The 26,139-nt window shown below is 50.9% G+C and carries 20 protein-coding genes; 9 read left to right on the top strand and 11 right to left on the bottom strand.

What is annotated here, in order from left to right:
- Positions 1-65 precede the first annotated feature (65 nt).
- Entirely contained in the window at positions 66-1,634 is a 1,569-nt protein-coding gene (locus BN3911_RS07920; protein ID WP_066863719.1) for a response regulator transcription factor, read from the bottom strand.
- 199 nt (positions 1,635-1,833) lie between these two features.
- On the opposite strand from BN3911_RS07920, the gene BN3911_RS07915 reads away from it, so the two are divergent.
- The 6 genes from BN3911_RS07915 to BN3911_RS07890 all read left to right on the top strand — a co-directional run bounded on the left by BN3911_RS07915 (position 1,834) and on the right by BN3911_RS07890 (position 8,160).
- Positions 1,834-2,664: an MBL fold metallo-hydrolase gene (locus BN3911_RS07915; RefSeq protein WP_066863716.1), complete on the top strand. Its 831-nt coding sequence runs from the start codon at positions 1,834-1,836 to the stop codon at positions 2,662-2,664.
- 28 nt (positions 2,665-2,692) lie between these two features.
- Positions 2,693-3,820: an alpha/beta hydrolase gene (locus tag BN3911_RS07910; RefSeq protein WP_066863713.1), complete on the top strand. Its 1,128-nt coding sequence runs from the start codon at positions 2,693-2,695 to the stop codon at positions 3,818-3,820.
- A gap of 84 nt (positions 3,821-3,904) precedes the next feature.
- The gene (locus BN3911_RS07905; protein ID WP_066863710.1) at positions 3,905-5,551 is read left to right on the top strand and encodes a CocE/NonD family hydrolase; all 1,647 of its coding nucleotides are present in this window, start codon (positions 3,905-3,907) and stop codon (positions 5,549-5,551) included.
- 1 nt (position 5,552) lies between these two features.
- On the top strand, positions 5,553-6,896 hold the full coding sequence (locus tag BN3911_RS07900) for an acyclic terpene utilization AtuA family protein (RefSeq protein ID WP_066863707.1): 1,344 nt from the start codon (positions 5,553-5,555) through the stop codon (positions 6,894-6,896).
- Positions 6,897-6,913: 17 nt separating this feature from the next.
- Positions 6,914-7,219 (top strand): AtuA-related protein, encoded by a 306-nt coding sequence (locus BN3911_RS07895; protein ID WP_066863702.1) that lies wholly within the window; start codon positions 6,914-6,916, stop codon positions 7,217-7,219.
- The gene (locus BN3911_RS07890) at positions 7,216-8,160 is read left to right on the top strand and encodes a 3-hydroxyacyl-CoA dehydrogenase family protein (protein WP_074039126.1); all 945 of its coding nucleotides are present in this window, start codon (positions 7,216-7,218) and stop codon (positions 8,158-8,160) included. Before BN3911_RS07895 ends, BN3911_RS07890 begins: the two co-directional genes overlap by 4 nt.
- 141 nt (positions 8,161-8,301) lie before the next feature.
- Here the strand turns inward: BN3911_RS07890 and BN3911_RS07885 are convergent, their stop codons facing one another.
- The 4 genes from BN3911_RS07885 to BN3911_RS07870 all read right to left on the bottom strand — a co-directional run bounded on the left by BN3911_RS07885 (position 8,302) and on the right by BN3911_RS07870 (position 13,737).
- The gene (locus tag BN3911_RS07885; protein WP_066863700.1) at positions 8,302-10,173 is read right to left on the bottom strand and encodes a DUF6259 domain-containing protein; all 1,872 of its coding nucleotides are present in this window, start codon (positions 10,171-10,173) and stop codon (positions 8,302-8,304) included.
- A gap of 108 nt (positions 10,174-10,281) precedes the next feature.
- Positions 10,282-11,835 (bottom strand): extracellular solute-binding protein, encoded by a 1,554-nt coding sequence (locus BN3911_RS07880; protein ID WP_187127707.1) that lies wholly within the window; start codon positions 11,833-11,835, stop codon positions 10,282-10,284.
- Between the two features lie 58 nt (positions 11,836-11,893).
- Positions 11,894-12,592: a carbohydrate ABC transporter permease gene (locus BN3911_RS07875; protein WP_242871091.1), complete on the bottom strand. Its 699-nt coding sequence runs from the start codon at positions 12,590-12,592 to the stop codon at positions 11,894-11,896.
- Positions 12,593-12,807: 215 nt separating this feature from the next.
- Complete coding sequence (locus tag BN3911_RS07870) at positions 12,808-13,737, bottom strand: ABC transporter permease (RefSeq protein ID WP_207644508.1); 930 nt, start codon at positions 13,735-13,737, stop codon at positions 12,808-12,810.
- Positions 13,738-13,975: 238 nt separating this feature from the next.
- Between BN3911_RS07870 and BN3911_RS07865 the strand changes: the two genes are divergently transcribed.
- From BN3911_RS07865 to BN3911_RS07855, 3 genes are all read left to right on the top strand, one after another.
- The gene (locus BN3911_RS07865) at positions 13,976-16,297 is read left to right on the top strand and encodes an AraC family transcriptional regulator (protein ID WP_066863696.1); all 2,322 of its coding nucleotides are present in this window, start codon (positions 13,976-13,978) and stop codon (positions 16,295-16,297) included.
- A gap of 107 nt (positions 16,298-16,404) precedes the next feature.
- The gene (locus BN3911_RS07860; protein ID WP_082942165.1) at positions 16,405-16,926 is read left to right on the top strand and encodes a GNAT family N-acetyltransferase; all 522 of its coding nucleotides are present in this window, start codon (positions 16,405-16,407) and stop codon (positions 16,924-16,926) included.
- Positions 16,919-18,046, top strand: coding sequence for a Gfo/Idh/MocA family protein (locus BN3911_RS07855; RefSeq protein WP_066863691.1), 1,128 nt, complete (start codon positions 16,919-16,921; stop codon positions 18,044-18,046). The genes BN3911_RS07860 and BN3911_RS07855 overlap by 8 nt, the downstream gene beginning before the upstream one ends.
- 291 nt (positions 18,047-18,337) lie before the next feature.
- On the opposite strand, the gene BN3911_RS07850 is transcribed toward BN3911_RS07855, so the two are convergent.
- The 6 genes from BN3911_RS07850 to BN3911_RS07825 all read right to left on the bottom strand — a co-directional run bounded on the left by BN3911_RS07850 (position 18,338) and on the right by BN3911_RS07825 (position 26,014).
- Positions 18,338-19,450 (bottom strand): amidohydrolase family protein, encoded by a 1,113-nt coding sequence (locus BN3911_RS07850; RefSeq protein ID WP_066863689.1) that lies wholly within the window; start codon positions 19,448-19,450, stop codon positions 18,338-18,340.
- 93 nt (positions 19,451-19,543) lie between these two features.
- Positions 19,544-20,731 (bottom strand): MFS transporter, encoded by a 1,188-nt coding sequence (locus BN3911_RS07845; protein ID WP_066863685.1) that lies wholly within the window; start codon positions 20,729-20,731, stop codon positions 19,544-19,546.
- Between the two features lie 28 nt (positions 20,732-20,759).
- Positions 20,760-22,319 (bottom strand): carboxylesterase/lipase family protein, encoded by a 1,560-nt coding sequence (locus BN3911_RS07840; protein ID WP_066863682.1) that lies wholly within the window; start codon positions 22,317-22,319, stop codon positions 20,760-20,762.
- A 76-nt stretch (positions 22,320-22,395) separates the two neighbouring features.
- The gene (locus tag BN3911_RS07835; protein WP_066863679.1) at positions 22,396-24,093 is read right to left on the bottom strand and encodes an extracellular solute-binding protein; all 1,698 of its coding nucleotides are present in this window, start codon (positions 24,091-24,093) and stop codon (positions 22,396-22,398) included.
- A 22-nt stretch (positions 24,094-24,115) separates the two neighbouring features.
- The gene (locus BN3911_RS07830; RefSeq protein WP_066863674.1) at positions 24,116-25,012 is read right to left on the bottom strand and encodes a carbohydrate ABC transporter permease; all 897 of its coding nucleotides are present in this window, start codon (positions 25,010-25,012) and stop codon (positions 24,116-24,118) included.
- A 15-nt stretch (positions 25,013-25,027) separates the two neighbouring features.
- Positions 25,028-26,014, bottom strand: a complete 987-nt coding sequence (locus BN3911_RS07825; RefSeq protein ID WP_082942163.1) for an ABC transporter permease — start codon at positions 26,012-26,014, stop codon at positions 25,028-25,030.
- Between the last annotated feature and the right edge of the window lie 125 nt (positions 26,015-26,139).

Raw genomic sequence — 26,139 nt, 5'->3', positions numbered from 1 at the left:
ATTAAAAATAGGAAGGAGCAGCAGCGTTTATCGCTACTGCTCCTTCCTATTTTGTTGCCGTCCAATTAAAGACAATTCTTGTTTTTGCGGTACTCATTGGGCGTTACGCCGGTCTTTTCACGGAAGGTATGTGAGAAATAGGAAAAATTGTCATACCCCACCCGCTGGGCGATTTCGTTTACCTGAATGTTGGTCTGTACCAGCAATTTTTTGGCTTCATGGATGCGGCGGTCCTGAAGATAAGCGCCCAGAGACTGCCCTGTTTCCTTTTTAAACAGGCGAGCCAGGTAGTCGGAATTCAGGTAGACAATTTTTGCCATGCTGTTGCGGGTAATCTCCTCGCTTAAATGGCTGTTGATATACTCCTTGACCCTTCCCACCACAGATTGTGATTCCGAGGTAAAGTTCATGTAATCTGAGGCGGTGCGCACGATGTACTCCAGATACCGTTTCATATCCAGCAGGGAGAGCAGCGAGCGTTCCCGCAGCCGGTCGAACCTTTCGTCGGAGAAAAGGTCGTAGGCGCTGATTTGCCTTTGCTTTAAAACCGTATGTATCATCTGCATCATATCAATGCGCATGGCTTTGATATAAGGCATGTTTAGTTCTCCGCGGGCAGCCTGCCGATCCAGATGCGCGTGGGTTTCTGCCACCAGATCATCCGCTTTTCCTGAGAGCAGGAGCAGTTCCCACTCCCTGATTTGAGGCAGAAAATAAGGGATATCCTTTTTTTGGTAGTCTTTCAGGGTATAAATTTTATTGAAACTGGTCACGTCGTCACTGGAAATATCTTCCACATCCAAAAAAGAACCTCTGATTTCGGTGAGCGGGCAGTCTGCCTGGTAGTAGCAGTTGATCCAGGAGGAAAGGCATTTCGTCACCTGAGAGCTGAATTCCATAAATAGGGAACGGAATACTTCTTCAGAAAAATCAAGATGCTGCTGGAAAATCAGACACCATCGGTTCCCTTCTACGGGAACCGATGCTTCCGGCAACAGGTTGCCGGAAGCAAAGATCTCTTCCCGGATGTTTTTTGAAGCATAGCGTTTCCAAGCAGCGGTGTCTTCCTCCTCGTGAAGGGGAACGAACAGGCAGAGCAGAAAGCGGTCCTCACTCGAATAGGATAGTCCCCGCTTTTCTTCCTCCCTTAGTATATCCTTTTCTGACCGTACTTCCCCGGTGATCAGGGAGGCCCAAAAAAGCTTTTTGTTATCCGGCAGGCCATTCTGCCAATAACGGCTGTGTGATTTGAGGCTGTGAATCCGCTCCGCCTCTTTTACTGCTGCAGCCAGGCGTTCCTGCAGAGCGGAATAGGCGATGGGCTTCAAAAAATAATCGAAACTGTGCATCTCCAAAGCCTTTTGGGCATAGTTAAAATTGGCGTAGCTGGTGCAGAACAGGGTAACGGTGTCCAGTCCACTGTCGCGAACCCACTGCAGAAGGTCCAATCCGCTTTCTCCGGGCATTTCAATATCTGTCACCATGATGTCCACATTACGGCTCAACAAAATTTCTCTGGCATGAGCGGCGCTTTGCGCCAGATAGACGGATTCTATACCAAGCGAATCAAAATCGAGAGCGTCTGTAATACCCTCGAGGACATCCATTTCATCATCGACCAGCAGAACGTTCATAACATGCCACCTTTCGGACTTTATCGGGAGATTTCTACCAAAATTACTACTTATTATAACGCGGTGTTGGCATACCTGTCAAATTGGAATACTGTTTTTTAGTAATTAAAGTCTGTTTTTTGACTGTTCTTTTTGTGGAATTTTTGGTATAGTTGAAAACGAACAGAAATGAAAAAGCCTGAAAGGCCTAAGGGAGGAAATGAAAACAATGGATTACCGCAATGCAAACATCAATGAGCGCGGCCTGATTTACGGGAAGTGGATGAGGTCTCCCGGCGACTGGACCATCAGCTACGGAAACGTCTATTGCTATCTGCTGGTAGGCAGCGAAAGGGCTCTCCTGTTTGATACCGCTTATGGCGAAGGAAATCTAAGGGAGTTTGTGGAGGAGATTACGGATAAGCCTGTGATGGTGGTAAACTCTCACGGTCACTTTGACCACACCGGAGGCAATGCCTGGTGGGAGGAGGTCTGGGCCGGTCCGGGAGCGGAAAAAGTGGCGAAGCAGGCCTTCGATCCTGCAATGCAGGCGGCCTTTGAACAGAAGCCCCATCCGGATTATGCCATACACACCGTGCGTGAAGGCCATGTTTTTGATTTGGGCGACCGCCAAATTGAGGTCTTTGAAATTCCCGCCCACCACGAGAGCAGTATCGCCCTGCTGGACCGGAATGCCCGGGCGCTCTATACCGGCGATGAGATGGAAGCCGGACAGGTTCTGCTGTTTGTGCGGGACAATCAGCTGCCCATCCGGGAGGTGATTTCCAGCCATCTTGCCAACATGAAGAAGCTCAAGCTTTATGAGGACGAATTCGATACCATCTACCCCGCCCATAACGGGCCGCAGCTCTGCAAGAGCTACCTGGACGATTACATCACGCTTTCCGAACAGATCCTTGCCGGCACGGCAAAGATTATGCCGGACCTGGCTGGCTACGGTTTCCCGCCTGTATCGGGCGGAATGTTCGGCGGAGCCGGCGTCCTGGAACGCGCCCAGTACGGCGGCGCCTCGTTCGTCTATACAAAGTAAAAACAGCGGAAAAGGAAGGAGTAACACCATGAGAGAATATGAGTTAAGCGAAGTGGAATTCCTGCAGGCACAGGAAGAAGTTATCGACGTACACGGCGCAAAAGTGCTGGTGAAAAAGAGCCCTAAAGAATCCAGGCCGGGCTGTCTTGACCCTCATGAGCTGGAAATTATGAAAAGCCATTGGGTGGCAAGGGAAGAAACGGACGAGGAAAAAGAGAAAAAAGCTGCCATGACGCCGGCGGAAAACCTGCAGATGATGCGGGATAATATGGGCTTCCCAAATCACAATCTGTGTATGGAAGAGATACATACCCGGTTTGAAACTATTCAGGTGGGCGGCAACGAAGTGGGACTTTGGCGCTATTATACCCGGAAATCCCAACGGAAGCCCGGCAAGCCCTGCTTTGTGTTCCTGCACGGCGGCGGCTGGGTGGGCGGAACTCCCTACACGGTGGAAAACCCTTGCCGTCTACTGGCGGAACTGGCGGACGCCGTGGTCTTTAATGTGGATTATTCCCTGGCGCCTGAGAAAAAGTTTCCCAATGGCTTTGATGACTGCTTTGGCGCAGTGCAGCATATTTACGAGCATGCAGAGGAGTACGGGATCGACAGGAATAAGATCGCTGTGGGCGGCGACAGCGCTGGCGGCAATCTGACGGCTGCCATCGCCCTGAAGGACCGGGATCTGGGCACCCACATGGTGGCGCTTCAGGTGTTGATCTATCCCTGCGTCACCTTCCTGTATACCGGGAACCCTGGATACCGGTTTGATATCAACGAATATGAGATGTGTGAGGAACAGAAAGATATTGTCGATCAGCTGATCAGCATCGGCAGGCCGGCATCTGAGGACGACAACCGTGTACAAATGGAGGGCATGTATCTGACAAACCGGGAGGCGGCCTACCATCCCTATGTCAGTCCCCTTCTGGCGTTGAGCCATAAAGGCGTGGCGAGGGCACTGTGTGTTTCCGCCGAATTTGACGGCCTGCGGCTGCAGACGGAACATTATGGCAAGGTTCTGGCAGAGGACGGCGTGCCGGTGAAGACAATTCGCTACTGTGGCGTAGCCCATGCGTTCATCGATAAGCTGGGTTTTGTCCCTCAGGCGGAGGATCTCTGCATCGAAATAGCCAAAGCTATGAAGGAAATGTGATTTTCTCTTTGAAAGAAAAAGACTGCCGGGGGCATGCGCCCTCCGGCAGTCAAGTTTTGACAGGAGCAAAAGGAGGAGCAGCCGTTGGCGGAAAGAGTACAGAAAATCAGAAATAGTTATGAGCATTCCGGAGTGCCGGTTTGTTTTGACAAGACTGAACAGGGGGAGGAGAAGACAGCTTGCAGAGACGGAGTACGGCTGAGGGTGTTCTGGTACCGGCCGGCAGGCGCCGGGCCATTTCCCACCATTGTACAGCGCAGCTGCTATCCCGGCGCAGAGCCGGATTACCGCGTTCACGGGGAGGAGCTGGCAAAACGGGGCTACGCCTACCTCTGCCAGTTCTGCCGGGGAACAGGCGGCTCGGAAGGGGAATGGGAGCCCAATGTCCGCGAGCCTGAGGATGGGGCGGATTTCATCCGCTGGGCGGCTGAGCTTCCCTGGGTAAAATCCATCGGTTACTGGGGCTGCTCCTATCTGGCCTCCACCGGCTGGGCCATTACAGGGGTACTTCCGGACAAGGTAAAGTCCATGCTGCTGTCTCATTACGGGACGGAACGGTTTACCTCTGCCTACCAGAACGGCCTTTTCCGGCACGACATCCTTACGGCCTGGGCCATGGGAAATGCCGGGAGGAAAATTGAGGCTGACTATTTGGAATCCTGCCGTTTCCGCCCCCACAAAGAGGTGGATGAAGCCCTTTGGGGCGGAAGGCTGCCCTGGTACCGGGATTGGGTGACCAATACCCACCGTCAGGATCCCTATTGGAACGAAGGATTCTGGAAATTCATGGCCGACGCTCCCCGGAAGCTGCAGATTCCCGTATGCATTGTGGAAGGGTGGTATGACCATCATCTGGGCAGCGCGATGCAGTCCTTCCAAAATCTGTCTCCCAAAGCGGCGGCTCACAGTAAATTACTGGTCGGTTGCTGGAACCATGGCTTTGGTCCCTGTGCGGAAGGGAAGGAACAGAATCATCTGGAAAACAACGAGGTGATTCAAATGCTCGCTTGGTTCGAGGAGACGCTGAGGCAGGAAAGACTGCCGGAGCGCAGTGTGGAGTGGTATGTGATCGGAGAGGACCGCTGGCGCAGCTGGAAGGATCTCCCGAAGGGACAGGAAACTGAAAGTTTTTATCTGGATACGGAAGGGTTTTCTCTGATCCAGGAGCCCGGCAGGGAGGGCTCTCATTCTTATGTGTATGATCCGGAAAACCCCGTGCCTTCCCATGGAGCGGAATCCCTCTTTTCCACCTTTCAGGAGGTGGGCAGCCTGCTGCAGCCGGAGCCGGGATACCGGGAGGACGTGCTCAGCTTCCTCTCCGATCCGCTGCCGGAGGATCTCACAGTGCTGGGACAGGTGACGGCGGAGCTCTATGTGAAGAGCGAGGCAGAGGACACCGCCTTTACGGCCAAGCTGATGGAGGTTACGCCGGAGGGAAAATCCTATAATATCCGGGGGTCCATTGCGACGCTTGCTTATGAAGCTCCCTACCACCCCGGAGAGGTGAGAAAGCTCTGCATCCCCATGTGGGATGTGGCCTATCGGGTGAAAAAGGGTTCCCGCCTGCGTCTGGATATCTCCTCTTCGGATTTTCCCCAGTATGCGGTGCACAGCAATTTTCCTGGGATTTGGTCGGAACAGGAGCATACCCAAAAAGCGCGGCAGACGATATTGACTGGGGAGAACTGCCCCACGCGGATTGTACTGCCGGTGGAAAGAGGAGGGAATTGAAATGAAAACCATTCGAATCGGTTCCGGCGCGGGCTACGGCGGCGACCGTATTGAGCCTGCCATTGACCTTATCCGAAAAGGAAACCTGGATTATATTATTTTTGAATGTCTGGCGGAACGCACCATTGCCCTGGCCCAGCTGGAGCGGCTCGCCTGTCCCGAACAGGGATATAATCCGCTCTTTACCTACCGGATGGAGAGAATTCTGGACGCGCTGCGGGAAAACAGGGTCAGAGTGGTTACCAACATGGGTGCGGCCAATCCGGTGTCAGCGGCAAAAAAAGCCAGAGAAATGGCAGACGCTTTAGGTCTGCAGGAGCTGAAAATTGCGGCGGTGACCGGCGACGATGTGCTGGAAAAGCTTCCGGAATTTTTGGACTATCCCGTCATGGAGACAGGCAGGCCGCTGGGGGAACTTCAGGAGGATATTATTTCCGCCAATGCCTATATCGGCTGCGCGGGAATTGTTGAGGCACTGCAGCAGGGTGCGGATATTGTGATTACAGGGAGGGTTGCTGACCCTGCCTTGGTTCTGGGTCCCCTGGTTTATGAGTTCGGCTGGTCCATGGAGGACAGCGCCCTGCTGGGAAAGGGAACCATTGCCGGGCATCTGCTGGAATGTGCAGGCCAGGTGACCGGGGGTTATTTCTGTGATCCCGGCCGGAAGGACGTGCCAGACCTGTGGGATCTGGGCTTTCCCATTGCTGAGGTGAGTGAGGATGGCGGACTGGTGATTACCAAGCTTCCGGATAAGGGAGGGCTTGTGAGTGAGCAGACCTGCAAAGAACAGATACTTTATGAACTGCAGGATCCAGCCAATTATTTTACGCCGGACTGCACCGCGGATTTTCAAATGGTGAGCGTGCAGCAGGAAGGAAGGGACCGAGTGCGGGTGAGCGGAGCCTCCGGCAAGCCGGGAAATGGAAAACTGAAGGTCAGCGTGGGGTATCAGGATTGTTACATCGGAGAGGGGCAGATCAGCTACGGCGGCCACAACGCTCTGGGTCGGGCCCGTCTGGCGGGGGAGATCGTCAAAAAGCGCTTGGAACTCTGCGGTTGTGAATTTGAGGAACTGCGGGTGGACTGCATGGGTGTGGACTCCCTGTACCGGGAGGGAATTTCCCAGAGGCTTGGCTGCGGAGAACCGGTGGAGGTGCGCCTGCGGGTGGCGGCAAGAACCAGGGACAGGCACAATGCCGAACTGGTGGGCAATGAAGTGGAGGCCTTGTACACCAACGGCCCGGCAGGAGGCGGCGGCGTGGTGAAATCCACCCGGAAAATTGTGTCGGTGGCGTCGGTCCTGATTCCCAACACCTGGGCGCAGCCCCGTGTGGAATTGGTTTGAGAGAGGAGAGTGGCATATTGAAACTGTATGAAATCGCCCATTCCCGTACAGGGGATAAGGGAAACATCTCCGTAATCTCCCTGATCCCATTCCGGGAGGAGGATTATGAAATGCTGAAGAAGCAGGTCACCGCAGAGCGTGTAAAGGAGCATTTTTCAGAAATTGTGAAGGGAGGGGTAACCCGTTATGAGCTGCCGAACCTGCACGCCTTTAATTTCGTTCTGGAGGATGCCTTGGGGGGAGGCGTCACCCGCTCTTTGGCAGTGGATATGCACGGGAAAACTTTGGGATTTGCCCTTTTGGAAATGGAGGTGGAGATGTGAAGCCTGAAGCATTACAGAGTATCGTCATAGGTGGGGCCGGCCTGATGGGCGCCTCCATGGCTCAAGCCTTCGCACACTTTGGCTTTTCGGTGACTTTGTATGATATTTCAGAGGCCGCTTTGGAAAAGGGAAAAAAGCTTATTGCGCTCAATCAGAAAGATTGGGTGGAGCTGGGATTGATTGGGGAAGAGGCGTCGGGACAGCTGCAGGAAAGCCTGCGGTTTACAACGGATCGGTCCGCATTCCGGAACTGCGGGCTGGTGGTGGAATCCATCGTGGAGAGGCTGGAAGTCAAGCAGAGTTTTTGGCGGGAGGTTTCCGAGCTGGCGGGAAAGGACTGCGTTTTTGCCACCAACACTTCGGGGCTGTCCATCACGGCCATCGCCGAAGCGGTGAAAGGCCCGGAACGTTTTGCCGGTATGCACTGGTTCAATCCCTCTCATATTGTACCGCTGGTGGAGGTGATTCAGGGGGAGAAAACGGCGCCGGAAACGGCGGATTTCCTCTATGACCTGGCTCTCCGCATCGGAAAGAAGCCGGTGCGGGTCAATAAAGACGCAAAGGGTTTTTTGGCAAACCGGCTGCAGCTGGCCGTTCTGCGGGAGGCGCTGCACATCGTGGAGAGCGGCATTGGCTCTCCGGAAGATGTGGATGCCTGCATGAAGTATGGCCTGGGACTTCGCTATGCCGGCTTCGGCCCCTTTGAGGTTTGTGATTTTGGCGGGCTCGATACGTTTTATCATATCTCCGAATACCTGTTTCCAGACCTCAGCGATGCCAAGGAACCCTTTGGCCTGCTGCAGGACCGCTTTGAACGGGGGGAGTATGGCGTGAAAACCCAAAGGGGTTTCTACGTTTATGAGGACGGAAAAGCGGAGGCTGCCATTGCCCGCCGGGACAAGCTGCTGGCCGGAATTTCAGCTGCGGCAGAGCAGGGTTGAAAAGACTTCCAAAGATCACTGCGGGAGTCTATATGGAACAGGGGAGCCTGCCGGGACAAACTGCCCGACAGGCTCCTCTGTTCGTTCTTTTCAGGAAATTGGCAACATGATTTTACATGGCATGATTACGGTGCGGATGCGTTACTCCAAAATGAAATAGGTCAGTGCGCCCGTCCATGTTACCTCTGCCCAGCCGTTTTCATAGGTAAATTCGGTTTTGGAAAACGGAAGCGGCGAGAGCTGATGAACGCCGTCCGGCAGATATACTTTTGCACGGCATGACGTCTCTTCTGCCGCGCCGGGTTTCCAAAGGCATACCGCTGTGCTCCCGTTTCTTGCCCGCACGGCAAACAACCGGATTCCCTTTTCGTAGAGGAATCCTTCATCGTCCAAAAATTCTGCTTGGAAAAAATAGTCCGGATATTTTTTTCGTAAGGAAATATAACGTTTGACGAGAGGATGGTTGGAAGGGTCTGCCCGGCATTCCGACTTGATATCCAACGCTTTAAACTGCGCCATGGCATGGTACAACTGCTGCTTGTCGCCGCATATACCGGTGACGATCCGGTTTGGATAGGTATAGAGGAACTGTTCCGGCAAGGATCTGCCGATCTGCCAGGTGTATTCTTCTCCATGCCCTTGATTGACGTCGTAGAACTGTCCGAGCCGCTCGTGACAGCCCTCAGCAAAGGTATGAAAAGCTGGGTTTCTTTTGCGGGCAGCCCGGGTTAAGCCGGTCAGCTCTGTTTCTACCCCCGGTAAAAAATTATTGCTGGGCTTGGTGTGGCCATGGTCCGGGTTATAACAGAAGGGATCGAGATTACAGCTGATTTGGTCCACAAACATGCCGTCCGCTCCGTATTCCCCGCTGATACGTTCCGCGATCTCGGCCATGTGTTGGGCATATTCCGGGCAGCCGGGACAGGATACGGCATACAGGGATTCGGTATGATAATCTTCGTGATACTCCTTTCCGGTTTCGTCCAGGGAAACAGCGTTCTTCCCGCCCTCGCGGTAGAAATCTCCATAGATATCGATCAACCGTGCATTGGTGTAGAGAGAGACCCGGCCGCCGCGGCGATGGATGCTTTCAATCCCGGCACGGAGTTCCTCTGCAGTTCCCACCTGCTCACAGGGCAGATATCGGGGGAACTGCGTATCGTGCCCGTTGTCGTGCCATCCAACCAAAAACAGGTGGTTCATTCCCAGCGCTTCGCATTCCTTCTGATAGATCTCTTCCAGTTGGCTGAATTGTGCACGGGGGGCTTCTTTCTCATATTTTATTCCATATTCACACCAACCATGATATTCGCCGTCCAGCCATTCCGGAGTGTCCGGCGCCAGAAAACATTCGGCCATATGGCTGCGGTAAAGATCCGCTGCGCAGTGCCAGCCGCCCTCCAGGTTGGCTCTGCCACATTCCGGACTGACCCAGCGTTCTTTTTTCAAAAAAGGATAATGAGTTACGAATAACTCCAAACTGTATTTCCCCGTGGATTTTGCATGAAAGGTCATTGTTTCGTCAGCAGTGCTGTATGTAGCCAAGTAGCGGGTGCGTGCAGGATTGTACACCGTCATGTACTGCATGGCCATGATAGAGGGATAAAAGTAGATAATTTCATCCGGCCGGTAGCGGATGTAATCCTGATCGAAACGAATAGACGTACTGGTGGAAACATCGTGGATCGTTTTCGATGGTCGGGGAATGTCGTCCCCCCATGCGCTGGACATCAGCAGCCGGTCGAATGTGGCAAGCTCCCGATACTCCTCGATAGGGTACTGTACACTCCTCACACTGCCGGAACCATTATGCTGCACAGAGATGGTGGAAAGTGTTTCCGCTCCCTGAATCCGCTGTCTGATTTCCACAGAAAGGTCATGGCCATCCTGAATATGACAATATCGGATAAAGTTTTCGCTTTCCTCTGATATTGAGAAGTCAGCGGCGGTCAGCCAGATTGTTTGGGCCTCCTGCATCAACTCCAGGCGAAATTGCTTGACGGAATGCTCCATAGAGCAGCCTCCTTTATTAAAAATTGGGCGATGAACGCTTTCTTAGAACACGTTCACCGCCGATGTGTCTGTTCCTTTGGTCTGTTGATTTATCAGGTGGTCGAGCTGTTACTTATTGTTCTGCTTGCGCCATGCTTCGAACTGCGTTCTGTACTCTTCCACAACTTTGTCATAACCTGCAACTTTCATGGCTTCCAGGGATTTCTCGTATCCGTCCTCGTAGGGAACGACTCCATAACGAATGGGATATACGGAAGACTGGATTTCTGCAATGCAGGCAGCGTACTCGGCGGAAACAGAATCAGGATCGAATTTGAAGCCCACTACATTGGATACCCATGCGTCGGCGTTCATCTCCAGAGCCAGAGGAGCAAGCTCGGCGGGAGATCCAATAGGAAGCCGCACCAAATCCTTATGTCCCATTTCCCAATCTCCGAAGGTGTACGCGGAAAGCCCGTCCTCGTCGGTAATTGCCTCGTAGCGCCTGTCGCCGGCGTCCTTCCAATGTTTTCCTTCGATGCCGAAATTGAGCAGGTCGGAATTTGCTTGGTCAGAGTACAGCCAGTTGAAGAAAATCACGCCCGCTTCCGGGTTAGGACTGGTGGAAGAAATGCCGTTTGCGTTCATGATGGGATAATCTCCGGCGGAAAGGGGTTTTTCCGGTTCGATGGCATACATCTCGATTTCGTAATCCGGCTGGGTCTTGCGGATGGACTCCAATGCGTACAGATCCGCTACGAGATTCTTACCATTTTCCGTAAACTGGGAAATTTTTTCGTGGGGATAGGTGAGAATGTCGGGATGGATGACACCCTTTTCGTAAGCGTAGCGGAAAATTTTGCACTCTTCCTGAAATTCTTCCGTTTCCAGCCAAGGACGGACGTCTCCCTCATTGGAAACGTAGAACAGATTATCGACTACGGTAAAAGGCCAGCTGTCCAAATGACGCAAATGCATATAGCTGGTTGAATTGTTGACTTTTTCCCACAAGCGAAGGTCCGGATCGTTTTCATTCTCGAGAATGGTGGCAAAAGAATCGATCAATTCATAGCTGTCCTTAGGATCTGTGGAAAGGTTGTATTTTTCAAAGAGATGCTTGGGGAAGGAGACCTTGGAAGAGGAGGCGGCAAAATCTCTGTAATAGACGGGTACACTGTAATTCTTGCCGTTGACCGCTACAGCCTGCCAGATGTTTTCCGGGATGATCTTTTTCAGAGTATCTCCGTACTGGTCCAAATAATCGTTGATGGGAGCCAGCCCGCCCTTTGCCACATAAGAACTGGTAGAGGCCACATCCTCCATAATATGGATCAGTTCGAACTCGTCGCCAGTGGTCATCTTCAGGTTGACTTTTTGATCCCAGGCATCCCAGGGAATATAGATGCGCTCGAATTTCATGTTGATTCCGTCGGCTTTCAGCTTTTCCGTAATGGCCGCATCGACCTCGGCGGAATCGTCGGGCTCTGTTCCGGGAACCACATAGCGGCACAGCATTTCTTCATCGTTCACGGGTTCAGAAACCGGTTGGGATTCTGTACTGGAAGCAGGCGTTGAGCTGCTGTTTCCGGGAGCCTGGCTTTCACCGGCACCGCTGCATCCGGCGAAAGCGGCTGCGGTCAGCGCCAAGGCGAGGAACAGGGCTGCTGTTTTTTTCAATTTCATAACCATTACCTCTACTCTTTTTATTTTTCTTTTGACTTGGAAAGATGTACCGGAATTTTCAGCCTTTCACCCCCCCAATGACCAATCCTTTTACAAAATACTTTTGTAAGAACGGATATAAAAAGATGATGGGGCCGATTGTGACAATGACAGTCGCCATTTTCACAGATTCGCTGGGCAGAGTTACACCCGCGGAGGCCGATTGCATCTGCAGGTCTCTCAGCATTTTGATTTCCGACTGAAGCTTGAACAGGAAATACTGAAGGGGATACAGCTTATTGTTGTCGATCAACATGATGGCATTCCACCAATCGTTCCAATACCCCAGCGCATAGAACAGGGTCACCGCAGCTAAAACAGGAATGCTCAGTGGAAAATAGATGCGAAACGCGATGACGATTTCGTTGGCTCCGTCCAGTTTTGCAGATTCCAGAAGAGAATCGGGAATCCCATTCATAAAATTCCGAACTAAAAACAGGTTGAAAGCGTTGAACATCAGCCCGGGTACGATCAGAGAAGCCAAATTGTCCACGAGGCCCAGTGTCCGGCAGACCATATACCAGGGAACGATTCCCGCGTTGAAGATCATGGTAAAGAAGAAGAAGAAGGAGAGACCTTTCCTGCATTGTACGCTTTTATTGGCAAGTGTAAAAGCAGCCATGGAGGTGATGCACACGGCTAAAACTGTGCCGACTACCGTAATTAATATAGAAATTCCATAGCTTTGAAATATGGCGCCTCCGTTTTTAAATACCATGGTATAGGCCTTGAGACTGAATGTTTCAGGAAAAAAACTGTATCCGTTTTTGACAATGGAAGCTTCATCCGTGAAAGAAACTATGAGAATCAGAAAAAATGGCAGGACACAGAAAAGTGAAAATATCAGGATGGATACGTAAATGACAAAATCTAGTGGGGTGAAACGTTGCAGTTTCTGTCTTCTGCGTGGAATTCGCCCGCTTTTTGAACCGATCAAAAGAGCGCACCTCCGTCCGTTTTTTTACTGGCGATCCAGTTGCTTCCGAACACGAAGAGGAAACCCATCAGGGACTGGTAAAGGCCGACCGCCATCGCCTGTGAAGGGTCGCCTGTTTTCCGCATGGCCCGGAAAACATAGGTATCAATCACGTCGGTAGTGGGATACAGTACCCCGTTATCGCCGATGATACCGTAAATCATTCCAAAGTCCCCATAGAAAATTTTTCCGATGGAAAGAAGAGCCAAAATTGATACGGTGGGGATCATCAAAGGGAAAATAATATGCCGTATCGTCTGCAAACGGCTGGCGCCGTCCACTTTTGCAGCTTCGGATAAAGAAGTATCGATTCCCGTGATGGCAGCCAGATAGATCACAACCTGCATGCCGGTGTCTTTCCAGACCTTGATCAAGACCAGGATGACCCGCCAGGGCCCTGGCGAAGAGTACCAGGAGACGGGGGATGCGCCGATGCTTTTCAAAAAAACGTTAACAATCCCATAGTCGCTGGCAAAGAGTGCGTATACGATATAACTGACCACCACCCATGACATAAAATTCGGAAGAAGCAAAGTGGACTGCGTCACTTTGCGGAAAATTTTCCCCCGTGCCTCGTTGAGCATCAGGGAGAAAATCAAGGCGAAAATAATGACGAAACCAATGAACATAAAGTTCAGGAAAACTGTATTAAAGGTGACTTCCAGAAACTTGGGGGATTTAAAAAAGAATTCGAAATTTTTCAGCCCCACAAATTCACTGTGAAAAATGCCTTGCTTGTAGTTGAATTTTTGAAATGCAATTACAAGGTAAGGCAGCGTACAGTAACCAAAGAGAAAGACATAAATCGTTGCCGGAAGAATCAGCAGATAGCTGAATGGGTTTTTCCGGATATCCCGAATCAACCCTCCTCCTTTCTTCATGCGCATTCGTTCACCAACCCCTTTTTCCAAAAATATCGTCCAGAACTTCGTTTTGCCTGCCCTTATTTTATACGGTATTTTTTCTCACTGTAAATTGTAAATAGATGGTTTATGTTTCAAAATGTGGTTCCCCAGGTTTTCAAATTCAGCAAATGATTACAAGAAACGGACATTGCAACCGTATCCTATAGGATATTGGACTGTTTTCTGTTATACTGTTGAAAACAGGGGAGGGGAAATACGCATGAAAAAAGAGAAGGCAAAGCGGTATTATCTGACGAAAATGCTGACGTCTTATATCTTGATTGTATTTATCCTGTTGATCTGCGCCTTTTCCAGTTTTTTTTATTTTACGATTCGCACCAAAACGGCAGAGATCGAAAAGAGTTCGCAGAAGGCGATGGAGCAAATCGGATTTACGGCTAAAATTTTATATGACCAGGTATCTCAGGTGGGGGCGGGGCTTTTAAGCGACCTGTCCGTGGAGAGATTCTTTTCCCTTTCCGTTTCGGAACCGGTTTTCGAATACAGCCTCTACAATAAAATGAGGACGCTCCGCGTGAGCTATCCCTTCATTCATTCCATCCTGCTGTACCGGCAGGAAAGCCAAAAACTGCTTTCCGACGTCTATGGCGGTACTTTGTCGGATGATTCCGATTTTTTGCGGGAAATGGACGAGGCTGTTTCAAAGCATGCCGGCTTCGCACAAATGAATTTGACTGCTTTATCCACTACGGAAATCAAACGGAAAGACGGAGTGCTGGCCTTTTTCTTTTATCCGTTTCAGGAAATGTCGGCCAATTCCTCCCGCGCCATTGTGGTTTTTGTGAAAGAGGAATATTTTATAGAGTTGATCAACAGTATTTCCATCAGTCCCATCAATCAAGTTGTTCTGCTGGACAGCTCCGGAAACGGAATCCTTTCCACGGATCCAAGTATCCTTTCGGACGAGTGGGATCTCTCGTTTTTTCAGGAAAATCTTTTGTCGTCATCTGATGAAAGCGGACGGATGCGTCGGACGCTGGACGGAAAAAGCTACAATATTACCTATTCGAAGACGGATATTTTAGGCTGGACTTTCCTCAGCATTTCCAATCCTGAGAATGATTTGAACTCTTTACAGCAGCTGCTGGTTCTATTAAGCTTTACCAGCTTTCTCCTGTTGATACTCGGGGTGGTCACTACTGTTATTGTCACGCGCCAAATGTATTCGCCTGTGGAATCCTTGATGGAGCAGGCCATGCATATCGCCCCGCCCTCGTCGGAATCGCCCGCCTATTTGAATGAATATGACTTGATCAGGCGTTCCCTGAATACGCTTTCCAAGCATTCCCGCGACATGGAAAACCAGTATAAAATTGCAGAACCGTTTCTTCAGGAAGCTCTGATTCAGAAAATTTTGACTGGCACGTATTCAGAGGGCGAGTGGGACGCTGTCCGGCAGCTGGATCTGTGCCGCTTTCCGTTCCACTGTGTGATTCTTGTAAAATTGGATCGTTACTTTCTGCTTGCCGGAGATTCCGAAAGAAGGACGGCGGATATTTTGACTTACGCCATTGAAAACATGCTTCTCGAGGTTCTGGGGAAAAATGGGAAATCAGTCTTGATCATAAAAAAACCGGGGGAGCTTACCCTGCTGCTATCCTATCGGGAAAGGATACAGGGAGGCAGTGTGGAGAAAGAGATACAGAATATCCAAACAATTTTTCATGAGAATTTCCTGCAGACCTTTACCGCCGTAATCGGCCCTGAAAAAGGTTTTTCCGAAGTCTATCAGTCGCAGGAAGCTGCCCTGTCTTTTCTGGAATACCGGTTTGTTCTCGATAACGGTTCCCTGATTACCGGCCCTCTGGTTCAGGAACTGTCCGCCGCATTTGAAAGAAGAGAGAATCCTGTCGTGTCTGCTGAAGGTATTTTTGCAAAGCTGCGTACCGAACAAGAATTCCTGGAGGATTTATCCCGCTTCCTTACCTCGCTGAAACAGAATGCTCCGGGCGCGGCTTTGACTGAGTTGAAAACGTTTCTGTTTCGCTTTCAAGATGCGCTGCCCCTTGGAGATTTGATGGCTGCAAAAGAAGACGCTTGTTTTGCTCTTTTATTTGATGTCCCGGAAGAGCTGGAAAGCCTGCAGAATGTTTTTGAACAGCTGAAACGGCTGGCGGATTGGCTTCAGGTGCGTTGGGTCCAAAAAGCGAACAGCAAGAACCGGGAGACCGTGGACAGCGTAAAACAATATATCGTTTCCCATTATTCGGAGCCGGAACTCAGCACAGAATGGATTGCGGAAGAGATGAAGCTTTCTCCGGGGTACTTGAGAAAGTTATTTCGGGCTTCAGAGGGTACGGGAATTTCGGAATTTATCATGGATACGAGACTGAACGCCGCGAGGGATCTGCTTCTTTCCACCAGCCTTACGGCAACCGCTATTTGTGAAAAAATAGGAATCTACAGCAATACTTACTTTTCCACCCTGTTTAAAAAGCGTTTTGGAACCACGCCGATTCTGTACCGGCAGTCCATTTTGTCTGCACAAGCTGACTTGGAATCCAAGCGTCCCGGTTCCTAAGCGAGTGCTCAATCCGCGGTTGCTGAAAGGAACTGTGGATACCATGCGGCGGAATTCCTTGCCGCATTCCAGTAAAGATAAGAAAACTAACATAAGGAGGAACTGCTATGGAACAACTTAGTATGAAATGGGAGAACGGGGAGGTCCCCTGCATTGTCTGTGATGAGGATATCCAAATCAGGAGTTATTCCCCAAAAGACCGGGAACCGCTCAAAACCGCGCTACTCCCTCTCACAGAAAAACGGTTCAGCGATGCAGAATTGGAGAGCTGTATCCTGAAACACTCCGGCGTAAAAGAGGAGGGCATATTTTTAGCGGAGATCGACGGCGAAGTGGTGGGGACGGCAACCGGATACTTCAACGGCGACGGCAAAAGCGGAACCGTGCACATGGTCAGCGTTTTGGATAAGGCCCGCGGGAGAAAGCTGGGCAGGGCGGTGTGCGGACGCGTCCTGCAGTACCTGAAAGAAAACGGCTGTACGCAAATCGTGCTGACTACCGATGATTTTCGGATACCGGCCATTAAAACCTATTTGTCTCTGGGGTTTCAGCCTGTTCAAAACAACGAGGAAATGCGGCGCCGCTGGGGCGCTATTTTGAGTCGACTGGGGGAAGAAAACGATGCTTAAAATAGGAATAGCCGGGGCGCGGGGATTGAGCGCCATGACGGGTTTTCAAAGCCTGCCTGAAGTTGAGGTTGCAGCGTTATGCGATCTCAATGAGGAGCTTCTCGACCGGGAGTCGAAAAAATACGGCATCAAAAAAGCCTTTCGGGTTTTTGAGGATATGCTGGCTGACGACATCGACGCCGTGGTAATAGCCACACCCATGCAACTGCATGTCGCCCAGGCGATCGCCGCGCTGCAGGCGGGAAAACACGTACTTTCCGAAGTGACAGCCGGCGTCAGTATGGAAGAGCTGTGGTGGCTGGTGGAGACCGTGGAGCAAAGCGGGAAAGTTTACATGATGGCGGAAAATTATTGTTACATTCCCCAGGTTCAGCTTATTCAGAATATGGTCGATCAAGGTCTGTTCGGCGAAGTCTATTTTGGCGAGGGGGAGTATTTGCACGAGCTCAAGGACCTTGCTTTCTATCAGGATGGAAGAGTATCCTGGCGCAGTTACTGGCAGCTGGGACGAAGGGGGAATTTTTATCCCACGCACAGCATTGGACCTGTGATGAACTGGATGAAAAACGAACGCATTAAATCCGTGATCTGCCAGGGCAGCGGCTGGCACACAGCACCGCAGTTCCGTCAGGAGGACACTTCCATCACCCTGTGCACGACGGAAAGCGGAAAGCTGATCAAGCTGCGGCTGGACTGCCTTTCGGAACGCCCTCATAATTTGAGTTACTACAGCCTGCAGGGGACGAAGGGCTGTTATGAAGCGCCCCGTGGATGCGGAGATAATCACAAATTGTGGCTCAAAGGAATGGACGCTGCCACTGAACAGGCGCGCTGGCGTTCCCTGACCGATTTTTATGACCAATACCTCCCCGAGAGGTATAAGAACGCCACAGAAGAACAAAAAGCGGCCGGACACTGGGGCGGCGATTTCTTTATCATAGAGGATTTTGTAAATGCCGTAACGCAAAAAGCTGCAAATCCGATCGATGTTTACAAAGCCTGCGAGTGGACCGCCGTGGCGTTGCTCTCTGAGCTTTCAGCCATGAACGGAGGAAGGGCGTTTGATATGCCGGATTTCCATAAATGGCAAAGAAAAGAACAACAGATTACAAAAGTGTAAGAGTCTGTAGTACCGTTTCCACAGCTGTTTGTCTTTAGAAAATGCTTCTGAATCAGGTATGCTTCATTACCTCTCTCAGGGGCTTTTGTATCAGGTAAAACACCTTTCTCCAGTTCTGTAAACAAAAAGGAACATACCGAATCTTTTAATCCGGTATGTTCCTTTTTCAGTATGGTAAGGGAAGAGAACGCCTGCTGTGTCCGGGAATCGAAAAACAGGGCAAAATCTGTGAAAACGCGGTAAGAGAGCCCTGTTAAGAAGGGAGTCAGTGCTTTTGAGGCGCTTGCATGTTCAGGATCCCCGCATGGCTTGAAAGCGCCGGGCAACTTCAAGCACCTCTAAGGCGTTTTCTTTGGGCATTTCTGCAAATTCCTTCACAGTTTCATATAGGTATTCGCAATAAGACGCGGCCTTTTTTGCATTTACAGCAGTGCCTGGAACCATTTTGCGGAAATTGTCACAATAGATTTTTTTCAGAGTTTCTTTCTGCAAAGGGGCGATTCCAGTGATATCAAAGCCGTATTTCACGGAGAAGAAGGTTTCGTCTGTCTCCAGGAATTGGCGGATCAGGGATATTTGCAGTACGGGATCAAGCTCCATCTCATTATCGGTACCGAAGATCAGCCTGTCGGAATAGGTTTCAAAGAAATCCCGGGAACGCTTGGGGGTTTGGGAAAGGTGATAGTAGAGATCGCTGCAGGGGGTGATGTCAATGCGAATATTGGGATAGCGGTTCAGAAAATCAGCCATGCCGTCCAGGTCGTCCGCCTTAAAAAAGAAATGGGCAAAGGTCACTCGGGCGTTTGGATGACGGCTGAGCAGATTGTCTATCTGCTGATGCCTTTCGGCAAGATTTTCCCGGGAGATGCGGGAGGTTGCCTCCTGGTCATCGTCCTGCTTTCCGGTATAAACCATCCAGGGCGGACCTGCCACCGGATATTTGTTTTTCTGAAAATATCTCCGCGCCGGGATATAGGGCGCCGCGCCTACATGAAACAGGGCAGGCAGATCTGTTTTCTCCAGAGCGCTGAAAATCGCGTCGTAAAGAGGAGAATCCAGATTAACATTCTCCCCGGCTTCGCCATCCCCCAGTTTTACACCGTCTGCGCCGGCCTCTGCAAATCCCAGGATCTGCTTGAAAAGTCCTTCGGCATCGCTGCCGAATTCCTCAATCTGAAAAGCGGGATTGCAGTAGACGGTGAATCGGCCGGGCAGAAGCGCTTTCAGAAGAAGAGCTTCTGCGTCGGAAATGCAGGCGGATCTTCCGTGCCGGACGCAAAGCAGGTTCATGCCGTCCAGACCGGAGGCGCTCAGGTTGTCCCGCCCATTACGCAGGTAGCCGTCCACCGTGCATCCGCCGTGGGTATGTACATGAGCGTCCCAAATTCCTTGATTATGTCTCATGAAGTTCATCCTTTCCTTTCAGTCTGCGTTTGCTGTTCCTTTTGAGAAATGTGCGTCAGGTTTTGAGTAGCGCAGCAATGCGCAGGGATAAGTTTATTTTGCAGCGGTCTTTTTTTCACGATGCGCCTGCAAAAACAGGAACAGAAACCCTGCGGCCAGGATGATTCCGCCAAAGCCGCAGAACATGGTCTGGTATCCGAAGGGTTCTACCAGGAAGCTTCCCAATACAGGAGCGATGGAATTTCCCAGGCTCTGGCCGATCTGTATGGTGGAGACCGCCACGCCGGACTGAGATTGATCCAGCATTTTAACGGCGTGGGCCTGTATGGTTGGTGTACCCGCTCCCTGACCGAGGGCTTTGCAGACCGCGGCGATCAACATTATCCACAGCGAGGAGGCAATTCCCACAAAGAACATGCCGAGAGCGGCAAAAACCACGGCGGGGATAATCACAAAATACATGCCCCTGGTATCCAGCAGCTTGCCGGTCAAAGGCTTGAAAATGATAAGAACCACTGAATAGACGGTGAAAAAAATGGAGATATTTGCGATAGAACGTTCGCTGGCAAGAATATCGAGATAAGTGGAGATCAAACCGTTTGCCGAACTGAACAATGCTGTCAGCAGCATGAGCCAAAGGAATCTTGCGGCAAAAATATCGTTGAATTTCAACGATTTTTTTTGGCCGCTGGATGCCGGCGCCTCATAGGGCAAGGCGACCACACAGAGCAGAGCGGCTGCAGCGGCGATGGCAGCGCCGATAAATGCCGCTCCATACCCCATGCTGTCGCGCAGTCCCAGCCCGATAGACGGGCCCGCCGCCTGTACCAGTGGTGTTACCAGGCCGAAATACCCAAGACCTTCGCCCATTTTGCTTTTGGGAATATAGCTGCTGGCGTAGGCAACGGTAAGCACGTTGGAGATAGAGAAAAAAATTCCAGTAACAGCCCGCAGCAACAGCAGCGCGATGAGACTGCCGGCAAATGCATGGAGCCCCAGGCAGAGAGCGTAGGCGGCTTCCGTGATCAGCAGCAGCTTTTTTTTATTCATTCTGTCGGATAAAACTCCGGCCACGGGGCACATGAACATGGCTACCAGAGACAAGATGCCTGATACAGCTGAGGCCGCAGTGATATCCGCTCCAAAGGTCATGACGTACTTAGTCACCAGAGGCACCGTCATAAAACCTGCCGCGCCATTTCCAAAATTAATGGCGATCAGCATCAGGAATTTCCATGTCCACAGCCGTTCCGCGGAAGAATTATTCTGCATTTTACTCATATCGTGTCACTTTCTGCTTCCCAAAGTTTTATTCGGGTTTCCGGGCCATGCCCTTTAAGATCCCGTCCACCATTCCGTCCAGAAATTCCCTGCTCAGTGCTTTGACGAGCTTACGGTCAAAATTGGTTCTGACTCCAGTCTTCCTGTCAAAAACCATCGTGTTGAATTCTTCCGGACTGTCGTGCTTCCACTGGGGGATAGAAGGATTGTTGGGGTTGCCTGTTTTCACAAAAGCCATCACCGTATCGAATATCTCCTTTTCCACCCGTTCGGTGACACCGGCCTCCTGGGTAGAAGGAACCAGCTCTGTGTTATGGAAGACGAAGGGGATATCTGCACAGTGGGGCGGAAGCTGTCCGCCGTACATGGGGCCGTCCAGATTAAAAATATAATCCCAGGTACAGCTGTTATAACCGCAGCGGCGTTCCAGGTAGCTGAAAGTATAATCCCGGAACATATAGTCCATCCCCAGAAGATCAATGAGGTTTCTTTCAGGATAAGCCTGACGGAACAGAGGGATAGCCTCGTCTGCAAGGGCCTTTCCGAATTTTTCTTCAATGGCTTTTTGGGCTTCCTGATCGGTGATCTTCTTTCTGTCATAGCCCATAACGCCAAATCCGCTGAACTCGCTGAAAGTGCTGCCAACCAGGATGGGGATATCAATGGTCTCCTTCCGAAAGGGCACCTCCAACGGGTCGCCCAGATAAAACGCGTTCCGGCAGGGCGTTTCTCCGCTGTTAATCTTTTGGGGGCGGAGCTGATACCGCATATCCTTGAAAGCGCGTACCAAATCCTGATAGGGCGCCTCCTCCAATTCTTTCGCTGTTTTTACTCCCAGGGATTCCATCATGAGCTCACCCATCTGCCTGCCGGAGCCTACGCAGTCGAACAGGGCGCCGCCCTGAACGCCGCTCATGATGATGCCTTTGTGGTAAAGCCCATCCGCAGCGGGCGTTTGCAGAAGGGCGGTCACCTTCATTCCGCCTCCGGATTGGCCGAAGATGGTCACATTTCCAGGATCTCCGCCAAAAGCTGCAATGTTGCGGTGAATCCATTGCAGCGCGGCTACCATATCACTGGTACCTGCGTTGCCGGAGTTTTTGTACTCTTCGCCGAATTCGGACAGATCGCAGTAGCCCAGCACATTCAGCCTGTGATTGATGGAAACAAACACAATTTGCCCGTGTTTGCAGAGGTTTTCTCCTTCATAAGCCACCTGCTCAATGGATGAGCCGCCGGAGAACGCGCCGCCGTGAAGCCAAACCATCACAGGGCGTTTTTTGTCGTCGCAGGCAGGCGTCCACACGTTGAGATTTTGGCAGTTTTCATTCTGTACGCCGATCCTGTGGGGGGCGCCCAAAGAGCTGTCCAGCCTTTCTTCATCCAGGAGGGGGCATACATAGCCATAGCCAGTGGCTTCCCGCAGGCCGTCCCAGGGCTCCACCGGTTCGGGGTCGTGAAAACGCTTGGACCTGGCGTAAGGGATCCCCTTGAAAATGCTCATGCCGTCGTATTCGTAACCGTGAACCAGGCCTTTATCAGTTTCTACAACAGCAGTTTGAAAATCATATCGAAACTGTTTTTCCATAGTGCACTCACTCCTTTTTTGATGGAAGACAGCGCGGACAGTGATGTCCGCGCTGTCTTCGCAGGTTTGATTTTGATTACCGGGCGTTATATCGGTCGACGGCAGCCTGCCAGCGAGCGGTACATTCTTCGATTTGAGAAGCTTTCAGCTTCTCACGGAATTCATCATGGGAAGAAGTGTCTGTGCCAAGTATATACTTGGTCATACGCTCTTGCAGCATGGTTTGAATATCTGTGATATAGGTGTTGATAAATTCGCTTTCTTCCTGGCTCAGGGTTGCAGGCGGCACGTGAATCGTCACGTCGGCGCTGCTCCAGACCTGGGAGGCTTCGATGAGGGAAACAGAACCTCCTTCAGCCGCAGCGATGGCGGCGGAATTTTCAGCGGTTTCAGACTGATAACCAAAGTAACTGCGCATGGCGTACTTGCCCAGAGCGTCCCCGATGGACAGTCCGTTGGGGTCGTTGAGAACAGCGTCGGTATAAGTGACCTCGCCGCTGCTGTCCAGCGTGTAGGACTCGCCCTCGATGCCATAGTATTTATAGCGGAGGCCCTCTGTGGTATAGTGATAGTCGATCCATTTGCTGACGACATCGATCTTGTCTTCCGCTTCGGTGGTGACATAAATTTCCTGGCTCACATAGGATTCGTTGCCGCACCAAATGGTGGGGTCGCCGGGGTGGAGCACAATCCCGGTCAGCGGCACCAGATTTACGTTTTCATTGGAAATATAACCCTGTTTATAAATCTCGTTGCCCATCAGGAAATTGAACCAGGTGTCAATAAACATGCTTTGATCGTTCTCATAATTGGAATAGTCGCCGGACATGACAGGAGAGCCAACAGTGAAATTCTTGTCGATCAATCCTTCCGCATACCAGTCGCGCATGGTATCCAGATAGGCATCCCAGTTTTCTGCGAAAGGAGCGTAGTATACCTTGCCGGTTTTCTCATCGTACTGCCAGAAATTGGTGGACCAGTCGGTGTTGACGCCCCAGGCCAGGGACAAAGAGGTGCCGCCGTCCCCCTGAAGCGTCATGGGGGCAGCCATACCCGCTTCTTTGCATTTGACAAGCAGGGTATGAAGCTGGTCTACGGTTTCAGGAACGTCCTCGCCCATTTTTTCCAGAAGATCTGCGCGGATGGCGGGGCCCAGGAAGGCGCCGGGAACCTTCAGGTTTTCATCGGTGCCTCTGAGCACTCTGACGGAGTGCATGAGGCCGTCGTCATAGGCAGCCTGTTTTTTTGCTTCGGGATTTGACTCCAGCAAGGCCATATAATTTGGCATATATTTCTTGATATAGGGGTCCATATCGATCAGGACGCCGTCTTCAATGCCCTGTTGGTAGCCTCCGGAGTAGGAAGAGGTGCCTCCGGGGAACATGACGTCGAAAAACTCGCCGGTAGCCATCATCTGGTTAAACTTCTCCATCATTTCGGTTTGACCGTAGAACATCCAGTTCACATGGACGTTGGTGGCTTCCTCCATGGCTTGCACGCCGGCAATTTCGTTTGGATCCTCTACCACGTTGGATTCAAAAACCATCAGGACGCTGATCTCTGTCTTTTCAGGAGTGATGGGCAGAGTCAGCCCGTTGATGTCCCTAGTTCCATCGTTCTCCGGGGCAGACGTTTTGGAAGAAGGCTCATCAGCGCCGGACTGCGAGGAAGGCTCGTTGGAGACGGCGCTGCTTTCCTTGTTCCCGCCGCAAGCCGCCAGGCAGCCGATCAGCATTGCCGTGGCCAGGATGCATGCGATCAGTCTTTTCTTCATTTTGTTTTCCTCCTTTTTATATTCAGCTCTTTACCGCACCCATGGTAATACCCGTAACGAAATATTTTTGAACGAACGGGTAAATGCAGAGGATAGGAAGAGTCGAAACTACGATGCAGGCGTACTCAATGGCCTTTTTATACACAGTAGAACTCTCCGATAAATCTAATAGGTTGGACGAAGAAGATACGTCCGCAGTGGCGGTGATAACAATCTCCCGCAGGGCCATCTGGAGCGGGTACAAATCCCGTCTGGTGGGCAGATACAACAGGGCGGAAAAATAATCATTCCATTTTGCCACGGCTGCAAAGAGCATGATCACAGCGAAGGTGGCCTTGCATAGCGGCAGAATCACGCTCCAAAGAATGCGAAGGTCTGTGGCACCGTCTATCCTGGCAGCCTCCTCAAGCTCTGTGGGGACGTTTTCCATGGAAGTCCGCATGATGATGATATTGAAGACACTCAAGACCCCGGGAATGATCATCACTAGAGGAGTATCGGTCAGATGCAGGCTTTTCATTACAATATAGTTGGGAATCATCCCGCCGTTGAACAGCATGGTAAAGGAAATAATGATCATAAAACTGTTGCGGTAATAGAATCTCTTTCGGGAAAAAATATATCCTGCAATCGTGGTGAGCACTGCCGTAAGCACACAGGTACAGAGGATATAAAGGATGGTATTGCCGTATGCTGACCACAGCTTTTTGTACTGAAGAATGATCTTGTAGGCGTTGAAGTCCACGTTTTTCAGCGGGAAATAGACGATCCCGGGATGGGTGTTCAGAGAGGTGGGGTTGCTGATGGACGCCATCACCATATGCCAGATAGGCATTAGGCAGGCGTAGGTGATCAGCAGCAAAGCGATGACGTCAATCAAAAGGAATAAAATGCGGCTGGGCTTTTCCTTAATCTTCATTTTTTTCTTCCTTTCTCAGAACATGGAAGTGCCGGAAAGCTTTTTCAGCACCGAGTTGGAGGTAAGGAGCAAAATAGTTCCGATGACGGAGTTGAACAGGCCGACCGCTGTAGATAAGCCGAAATTCATGTCCTGCATTCCGATGCGATAGACATAAGTGTTGATCACATCGGCCGTATCATAGGTGGAAGGATTGTAAAGCAGCAAAATCTTATCGGCGCCTACTGAAAATACTGTGCCCATCCGCATAATGAACATCATTACGATCATGGCGCTGATGCCGGGAAGAGTGATATGCCACATCTGCTTCCAATAGCCGGCGCCGTCTACCTTGGCGGCGTCATAGAGTTCCTGATCCACATTGCTTAAAGCCGCCAGATAGATAATAGACCCGTATCCCATGCCTTGCCAAGTGCCCATTAAAATGTAAATAGGCTTGAACCAGGAAGGCAGATTCAGAAGATTTTCACTGGATCCGCCGGTCATGAATTTAAGGGACTCCGATATAGCGCCGCCTGATTTTGTAAAATTGATCACCAGACTGGCCGCCACCACAGTGGAGACAAAATAAGGCATATAGCTGATCGTCTGCACGGTTTTTTTGAAGTGATTTTGGCGTATTTCGTTGAGCAGCAAGGCAAAGATAATAGGGGCCGGGAAATTGATGAGCAGATCCAGCACGCCGATGAGGGCGGTGTTTTTGATCAGCCGGCCGGCATAGGGGCCGGAAAAAAAGACAATAAAATTGTCGAAGCCGATCCATTTGCTTCCCAAAATCCCCTTTACCGGAGAGAATTTCTCGAAGGACATCAGGATGCCGAACATGGGCAAATAGTGAAAAAGAATAAAGTATGTGAGAATAACGGTTAAAAACAGGTAAAGCGCTTTATTCCGCCTCAGGTCCAGCCCAAAATTGTGCGGCAGGTTCCTCAGTCCGCCTCCCACCCGAAAACCTTGAAGCGCCGGTTCCGGCTTTTTATGCAGTCTGTCTTCTCGTTTCACAGGGATCCCTCCTTGTTTTCTCTTACACTAATTTTACTTCTCAAAGACCAAAAATTTCTATCAAATGTGCTGATAAAAATTGAAGAAATGAAGATTTTTTTACAAAAATTATTAAAAAACCGTAT

This window comes from Neglectibacter timonensis, assembly GCF_900048895.1.
Lineage (GTDB): Bacteria > Bacillota > Clostridia > Oscillospirales > Acutalibacteraceae > Acutalibacter > Acutalibacter timonensis.
The sequence above is the reverse complement of the archived record's forward strand: the minus strand, read 5'-3'. Positions and strand labels throughout refer to the sequence as shown.

Excerpts from the sequence above, each read along its gene's own strand:
- BN3911_RS07865 (WP_066863696.1), top strand. The coding sequence starts at position 13,976 with ATGAAAAAAGAGAAGGCAAAGCGGTATTATCTGACGAAAATGCTGACG.
- BN3911_RS07910 (WP_066863713.1), top strand. The coding sequence starts at position 2,693 with ATGAGAGAATATGAGTTAAGCGAAGTGGAATTCCTGCAGGCACAGGAA.
- BN3911_RS07920 (WP_066863719.1), bottom strand. The coding sequence starts at position 1,634 with ATGAACGTTCTGCTGGTCGATGATGAAATGGATGTCCTCGAGGGTATT.
- BN3911_RS07860 (WP_082942165.1), top strand. The coding sequence starts at position 16,405 with ATGGAACAACTTAGTATGAAATGGGAGAACGGGGAGGTCCCCTGCATT.
- BN3911_RS07870 (WP_207644508.1), bottom strand. The coding sequence starts at position 13,737 with ATGCGCATGAAGAAAGGAGGAGGGTTGATTCGGGATATCCGGAAAAAC.
- BN3911_RS07840 (WP_066863682.1), bottom strand. The coding sequence starts at position 22,319 with ATGGAAAAACAGTTTCGATATGATTTTCAAACTGCTGTTGTAGAAACT.
- BN3911_RS07850 (WP_066863689.1), bottom strand. The coding sequence starts at position 19,450 with ATGAGACATAATCAAGGAATTTGGGACGCTCATGTACATACCCACGGC.
- BN3911_RS07830 (WP_066863674.1), bottom strand. The coding sequence starts at position 25,012 with ATGAAGATTAAGGAAAAGCCCAGCCGCATTTTATTCCTTTTGATTGAC.
- BN3911_RS07885 (WP_066863700.1), bottom strand. The coding sequence starts at position 10,173 with ATGGAGCATTCCGTCAAGCAATTTCGCCTGGAGTTGATGCAGGAGGCC.
- BN3911_RS07875 (WP_242871091.1), bottom strand. The coding sequence starts at position 12,592 with ATGGTATTTAAAAACGGAGGCGCCATATTTCAAAGCTATGGAATTTCT.
- BN3911_RS07915 (WP_066863716.1), top strand. The coding sequence starts at position 1,834 with ATGAAAACAATGGATTACCGCAATGCAAACATCAATGAGCGCGGCCTG.
- BN3911_RS07900 (WP_066863707.1), top strand. The coding sequence starts at position 5,553 with ATGAAAACCATTCGAATCGGTTCCGGCGCGGGCTACGGCGGCGACCGT.
- BN3911_RS07845 (WP_066863685.1), bottom strand. The coding sequence starts at position 20,731 with ATGAGTAAAATGCAGAATAATTCTTCCGCGGAACGGCTGTGGACATGG.
- BN3911_RS07880 (WP_187127707.1), bottom strand. The coding sequence starts at position 11,835 with ATGAAATTGAAAAAAACAGCAGCCCTGTTCCTCGCCTTGGCGCTGACC.
- BN3911_RS07855 (WP_066863691.1), top strand. The coding sequence starts at position 16,919 with ATGCTTAAAATAGGAATAGCCGGGGCGCGGGGATTGAGCGCCATGACG.
- BN3911_RS07835 (WP_066863679.1), bottom strand. The coding sequence starts at position 24,093 with ATGAAGAAAAGACTGATCGCATGCATCCTGGCCACGGCAATGCTGATC.